The organism is Frankia gtarii, assembly GCF_025403375.1.
Taxonomy (GTDB): domain Bacteria; phylum Actinomycetota; class Actinomycetes; order Frankiales; family Frankiaceae; genus Frankia; species Frankia gtarii.
In genome coordinates this window covers 1-6619 of record NZ_JAMPTM010000339.1, presented here as the reverse complement: position 1 = coordinate 6619, position 6619 = coordinate 1, and the positions used below count along the sequence as shown (strand labels likewise).

4 protein-coding genes are annotated in these 6619 nt (G+C 71.7%); 3 read left to right on the top strand and 1 reads right to left on the bottom strand.

Translation table 11 applies throughout. The annotated features are described in order from the left end of the window. The first annotated feature begins 417 nt into the window (after positions 1–417). From NBZ83_RS28810 to NBZ83_RS28800, 3 genes are all read left to right on the top strand, one after another. Positions 418–1449: an ABC transporter substrate-binding protein gene (locus NBZ83_RS28810; RefSeq protein ID WP_261570719.1), complete on the top strand. Its 1032-nt coding sequence runs from the start codon at positions 418–420 to the stop codon at positions 1447–1449. 16 nt (positions 1450–1465) lie between these two features. Next, complete coding sequence (locus NBZ83_RS28805; protein ID WP_261576197.1) at positions 1466–4369, top strand: ABC transporter permease subunit; 2904 nt, start codon at positions 1466–1468, stop codon at positions 4367–4369. 96 nt (positions 4370–4465) lie between these two features. After that, positions 4466–5884 (top strand): amidase, encoded by a 1419-nt coding sequence (locus NBZ83_RS28800; RefSeq protein ID WP_261570717.1) that lies wholly within the window; start codon positions 4466–4468, stop codon positions 5882–5884. Here NBZ83_RS28800 and NBZ83_RS28795 read toward each other — a convergent pair. Beyond that, on the bottom strand, positions 5881–6522 hold the full coding sequence (locus NBZ83_RS28795) for a TetR/AcrR family transcriptional regulator (protein ID WP_261570716.1): 642 nt from the start codon (positions 6520–6522) through the stop codon (positions 5881–5883). The genes NBZ83_RS28800 and NBZ83_RS28795 overlap by 4 nt on opposite strands. Positions 6523–6619: the final 97 nt, after the last annotated feature.

Below are 6619 nucleotides of genomic sequence, written 5' to 3'. Positions count from 1 at the left end.
GCCTCCGCCGGCCGCCACCCGTGTCCCCGCCGGCCTTCACCCGACGGCGCAGAACGCCGCCGAGAAATCGATCCGTGGGATATCTGGAGCGGATCGAAACGCCGACCCTCCTACTTCTTCTGCTGCCCGTACCAGGAATGCATGCGGGGCGCTCTATCAATACTTGCGGACCGGGATACAAGCTGGTAGAAAGCAAGCTGTAGCCCCGGTATGAAACAGCTCACACCTTTTCTGGTAAGGTTCGGGACCCGTGGGGAGCACATGGTCGGGAGCAGGAATTTACGAACGTCGGCGATTGTCGTCGGATTGTGCCTGGCATTAGTTCTGGCTGCATGCGGAGGATCATCATCGGATGATAGTAAGGGTGGCTCGCCGAGCGCGCCGCCGGCCATTGCGTCGAACGTCAACGCCAAGATCATGGTGATTGGCGACCTGACCAGCACCATTCCCTTCAAGGTGCCGGAGGTCGTTCCGGTGGCGCGCGGGGTGCTCCGCGGTTTTCCCAACGTGCGGATCGAGACCTGTGACGCGAAGGGAACGTCCGGCGGCTATCAGATCTGCGCTCGGCAGGCGATCACCGAGAAGGTCGCCGGGGTGATCCAGGGCTTCGTCACGGCCCAGGACCAGACGGCGCTGACCAAGGCCGGCATCCCGGTGGTCGGGGTCACCGACGACAGGAGCCCCAACTCCTTCCCGGTCAGCTCCTCGTTCGCGCTCTACGTCTCCCTCGGGGTGGGCCTGGCCAAGACGGGCTGCACCAAGCTCGGCATCGTCTACCTCGACGGCTCGGACTTCCTCATCGACTACATCAAGCGAGGATTCGAGTCCCGGGGCGGCCAGGAGGTCGCGCGGGCCCCGGTCGCGGCCAACGCCGCGGACCTGTCGCCCGCGGTCGCCAAGCTGACCGGCGCCGGCGCCACCTGCGTGGCGGTCAGCCTGGTCCCGAGCGGAGCGGCGCAGGCGCTCACCGCCCTGCGCCAGAGCGGCCGCACGCTCACGATCGGCGGCATCTCGGCCATCTTCAACGAGGACCTCCTCAGCTCGCTGGGCAGCCTCGCCAACGGCCTCATCGTCGTCGACAGCCAGCTCAACTCCCATGACGGCACCGCCGCCGGGATCGGGCAGGTGCAGGCGGACGCGCGGGCCGTCGACTCCAAGACCAAGATCACCGAGCAGGCCGTCGTCGCCTGGATCGCCGCGCGGCTCGTCGGGTCCGCGCTGCGCAGCACCTCCGGCGAGGTCACGCCCGCCTCCCTCACCGCCGCGCTGAACGGTTTGCACGGCGTGGACCTCGCGGGCGTCGTTCCGCCCTGGACCTCGCAGCCGCTGGACAACCCGTCGTTCCGCCGGGTGTTCAACCACTACGGGGTCAACTACGAGATCTCCGGGGGCAAGGCGGTTCGCAAGGGCGAGTTCTACGACATCGCCCCCATCCTGCGCGCCAACTGATCCGCGGGGGACCGAGATGACCGAGGTATTCAGATTCGCCGCGCTCGGCGTGGGTGCCGGTGCGCTGTACGCGCTGGCCGCCGTTGGACTCGTCTTGGTCCACCGCGGGTCGGGCGTGGTCAACTTCGCCCAGGGCGCGATGGGCATGGTGGGCGCCTACGTGTACTTCGAGGGCCGCGGGGGCGACCTGCCCGATGCGCTCTCGGTGGTCCTCGGGCTGCTCGCCGCCGCCGTGCTCGGCGCCCTGTTCCACCTGCTGATACTGCGCCGGATGCGGGGGGCGTCCGGTCTCGCCCGGATCGTGGCGACCCTCGCCCTGCTGGTGGTCCTGCAGTCGGTGGCCGTGCTGCGCTACGGGGACCTGCCGAAGGTGATCCCGTCAATGCTGCCGATCGAACCGGTCAGTGTCCTCGGGGCGCAGATCGGGCGGGACCGCCTCTACATCCTCGCCATCGTCGTGGTGCTCACCGCCGCGCTGTGGGCCGTCTACCGGTTCACCAGGTTCGGCGTGGCGACCAGCGCGGTGGCGGAGAACTCCCGGTCGGCCGCGGCCCTGGGCGTCTCGCCGGATCTCATCGGGGCGGCGAACTGGGCGATCGGCGCGGCTCTCGGCGCGCTCGCGGCGATCCTGCTGGCGCCGATCACCGGACTGGGGCCCGCGAACCTCACCTACCTCGTCATCCCGGTGCTGGCCGCGGCGGTGGTGGGACGGTTCGCGTCGTTCCCGATCACCCTCGCCGCGGGGCTGGTGATCGGGATCGGGCAGTCCGAGGTGACGCGCTACGTCACCGCGCCCGGTCTGGCCACCGCGATCCCGTTCGTCCTGGTCGCGGTGGTGCTGCTCGCCCGCGGGCGGACGACCGCCGGGAAGGGCGACAGCTTCGGCCGGATGCCGCGGCTGGGCGCCGGTCGTCCCCACCGGCTCGCGACGGGAGTCGCGGTGCTCGCGGCGGTCGTGTGCGTCTGGTGGCTGCTGCCCGCCGCGTGGGTCAACGCGTTCGGCCTCCAGATGATCGTCGCGATCATCCTGATGTCCTTTGTGGTGGTCACGGGCTACGCCGGTCAGGTCTCCCTGGTCCAGATCGGCTTCGCCGGAGTCGGGGCGCTGATGACGGCCTGGCTGGTGGCCGACCACGGCTGGCCGTTCTGGCTCGCCGCCCTCGCCGGCGTCGTGGCCGTCGTGCCGGTAGGGATCGTGGTGGGCCTCGGTGGGCTGCGCACCCGCGGGGTCCACCTCGCGATCCTCACCCTGGGACTGGCGATCTCGCTGGAGGCCGTCGTGTTCGGCAACCCCCGCTACACCGGCGGGGTGGAGGGCTACCACGTCGGCGACATCCGCGTGTTCGGGCTGGCGGTCGACGCGCTGACCTACCCGAAGCGGTACGCGAGCCTCGTGCTCGCCGTCCTCGTCGTCGTCGCCCTGGCGATCGTCAACCTGCGCCGGTCCCGCGCCGGGAGGCGGCTCATCGCGGTGCGGACCAACGAGCGCGCCGCCGCGGCGCTCGGCATCTCCGTGGTCGGCGCGAAGCTCTACGCCTTCGTCCTGGGCGGGATGATCGCCTCGCTCGGCGGCATCCTGCTGGCGTTCCATGATCCGGTGCCGAGCTTCGGCGCCTTCGCGGGCCTGCAGTCGGTGACGGCCCTGCAGAACGCCGTCCTTGGCGGTGTCGGGGCCACCACGGGACCGCTGATGGGCAGCTCGTTCGCGCCGGGGACCCTCGGCCAGCAGATCTTCAGCTTCCTCGGTGCGAAGGTGGCGCTCTACCTGGCGTTGGCGAGCGGGGTCGGCCTGCTGTTCATGCTGACCTCCGCCCCCGACGGCCTGGTGTTCCTGCGCCACCGCGCCGACGACCGGTTGCGCGCGTTGGTGGCAGCCCGCCTTCCCCGGCGGCCTGCCGGGCTCCAGCCACGCGCGCGGCGGGCGGCCACCCACGCGTCCGAATCCGCGACGTCCGAATCGCCGACATCCGAATCCGCGACGTCCGAGTCGCCGACGTCCGGGGTCGGCGGGGCAGGGCAGGCGGGGAGCCGGGAGCAGCATCGCGTCCCGTCACTGGCGTTGGAGCTGCGCCGGGTGTCGGTGCGCTTCGGTGGCGTCGTCGCGCTGCGCGAGCTGAGCCTGCGCGTGCGTCCCGGCGAGGTCGTGGGTCTGATCGGACCGAACGGCGCAGGCAAGAGCACGACGATCGACGCGATCACCGGTTTCACCACCCTGGCCGGCGGCGAGGTGCATCTCGGCGAGACGCGCATCGACGGCTGGGGCCGCGAACGGCGGGCGCGCGCGGGGCTCGGCCGATCGTTCCAGTCCCTGGAACTGTTCGAGGACCTCACCGTGCTGGAGAACCTGCAGAGCGCCTGCGACCGCCGGGACAGCCTCGCCTACGTCACCAACCTGGTCGTCCCGGACCGCGGCCGGCTCACCCCCGCCGGCTGGGCGGCGGTTGCCGACTTCGGGCTCGAGCCGTTCCTCGACACCCCGGTCCAGGACCTCGGCTACGCCCACCGACGGATGCTCGCGGTGGCCCGCGCCGTGGCGGGCGGCCACAGCGTCCTGCTGCTCGACGAACCGGCGGCCGGTCTCGGCGACGCGCAGACCCGCGAGCTCGGCGCGGTGCTGCGCCGGCTCGCGGACGAACGCGGGATGGCCGTCTTCCTCGTCGAGCACAACGTCGACATGGTGTTGCGCACCTGTGACCGTGTCTACGCCCTCGACTTCGGGGTGCTGATCGGCGCGGGCACACCGGCCGAGATCAGCGGCACGCCGGCCGTTGTCGACGCCTACCTGGGCACCGCCCGTTTCCGCGCCGACGAGGCGCGACCCGCCTCGGACGGACCAGGCGACAGCCTGCGACCCGAGCCGGACGGCGTCGGGGACGCCGTGCGGGAGGAGACCCCTGAACCCGCCCGTGGCACCGCCTGACCCAGTCCGGCACGACACCCGTCACGGCACGACACCCGTCACGGCACGACACCCGTCACGGCACGACACCCGTCACGGCACGAGGAGACGATCGGCATGAGCGAGGAACTCACCTGGCTGCCCGCGTGGCGCATCCGGGACCTGATCGGCAAGCGCGAGGTGTCCTGCGTGGAGGTCACCGAGCACTTCCTGAGCCGCATCGAGGAGTTCAATCCCACCCTGCGTGCCTTCGAGCAGGTCGATCACGCCGGTGCCCGCGAGCAGGCCCGGCGCGCCGACCGGGCGGTCGCCGGCGGCGAGGTCCTCGGGCCGCTGCACGGGATCCCGACGTCGGTGAAGTCGCACATCCGGGTCGAGGGGCTGCACTACGTCCAGCCGGGCACGGACGTGGTGTCGAGCTTCGACGATATCTGCGTCGAGCGCCTGCGCCGGGCCGGGGCGATCATCATCGGCACGAACACGATGATGGGCGCCGGCGCCGACCTGACGCTCGCCCGGGACCGGCCCGGGGTGTTCAGCCCGTTCAACTGGGACGCCGAGGCGCTCAGCCCATGGGACACCACCCGGGTCCCCGGCTGGTCCAGCTCCGGCGGCGCCGCGACGGCGGCGGCCCGGCTGCTGCCGGTGACCATCGGCTCGGACGGCGGCGGCTCGACCCGGCTGCCGGCCGCCTACTCCGGGGTGGTGGGCCTGCACACCTCGCGCGGGCTCATCCCCCACGTCAACTACGACAAGCCGACGATGCTGCTCACCGCCAGCTACGGGCCGCTGGCCCGGTACGTCCGCGACGCGGCGCTGTTCACCCGCGCGATGAGCGGCGGCGACGGGCGGGACTACGTGAGCCTGCAGGACGACACCCCCGATCCGGTCGAGGCTCTCGACCGGGGTGTCGAGGGGATGTCGATGGCCTGGACCGAGGACTTCGGCTTCGCCGCGACCTATGCCACCGCCGACAGCGCGCGGATCATCGACGTCGCCCGGGCGGCCGCGCACAGCCTCGCCACGCTCGGTGCCACCGTCGACCCGACCGACGAGGTCTGGGAGGACCGCGCCGAGCGGGGCACCGTGCGCTGGACGGTGGAGCCCTCCGTCTACGAGGTCATGGTCGGCACCAACGCGGCCCCGCTGCCGGCGCTGGACCCGGTGCTCTACCGCGAGCAGGCGCAGTCGCGGGCGCGCAACTGGGAGCGTTTCCAGCGTCTGTTCCGGCGCTACGACGTCATCCTGTCGGTCACCGCGCAGCGGATCGCCGCCCCCGTCGAGGAATGGGAGCGCGCCTGGACCGTCGACGGCCCGACCTTCCCGGGCGGGAGCTTCGCCCCGGTGTACTGCAGCCACACGATGATTTTCAACTGGCTGGGGTTCCCCGCGGTGACGGTGCCGTGCGGCTTCGTTGACGGCCTGCCCGTCGGGCTGCAGATCGCGGCCTGGCATGGCCGCGAGGACCTCGTCCTGCGCGTCGCCGCGGCCTTCCAGCAGGCGTTCCCACGCGACGAACGCCCGGCCGTCAGCTAGATGGGAGCGGCTCGGTCGGTGGTGGCCTGGTCGGTGGTGGCTCGGTCGGTGGCGGCGCGGTCGCGTTCGAGGGACCGGTGGACGCCGTCGAGCACCAGGTCGAGCCCGGCGGCGAACTCGGCATCCGCGTGCTCGTCCAGCGTCAGCGGCGCCAGCATGGCCCCGGAGGTGTAGAAGAACAGGACCCGCACCACCCGGCCCGCGCCGGCCGGGGAGAAGCCGACGCCCCGCAGCGTCCCGTTCAGGGATGTGTAGAGCTGGTGTGGCATCGGGTCGGCGACGTGCGCGGAGATGTGGGTCGCCATCCCCGGGTAGGCGCCGACGACCTGGCGGAAGCGCAGCAGGAACGACCGGATGCCCCGGCGCCAGTCCGCGCCGGTCGGCTCGCACGAGCCGACCCGGGTGTAGAGCTCGAGCGTGACCAGACGCAGAAGATGTTCCTTCGTCGGCACGTGCTTGTACGTCGCGCCGACGGCGACGCCCAGGTTGTCGGACAGGCGGCGCATGGTGAGGCCCTCCACCCCGTCCGCCCCGATGATCTCCAGGGCCTCGCCCACGATCTCGGCCTCGTGCAGCGCGCCACGGCGGGGCCCGCCGCGGCCGATGCCACGGTCACCCCTGTTCGCGGCGGCATGCATGCCCTACAGCCTAGATCCGTGGGTAGGGCGGGATCGGGGGGTGTCCCGCGGTGGAGTGGAACACCACGCTCGCCGCCCGTGGCGGGCTGCGTATGGT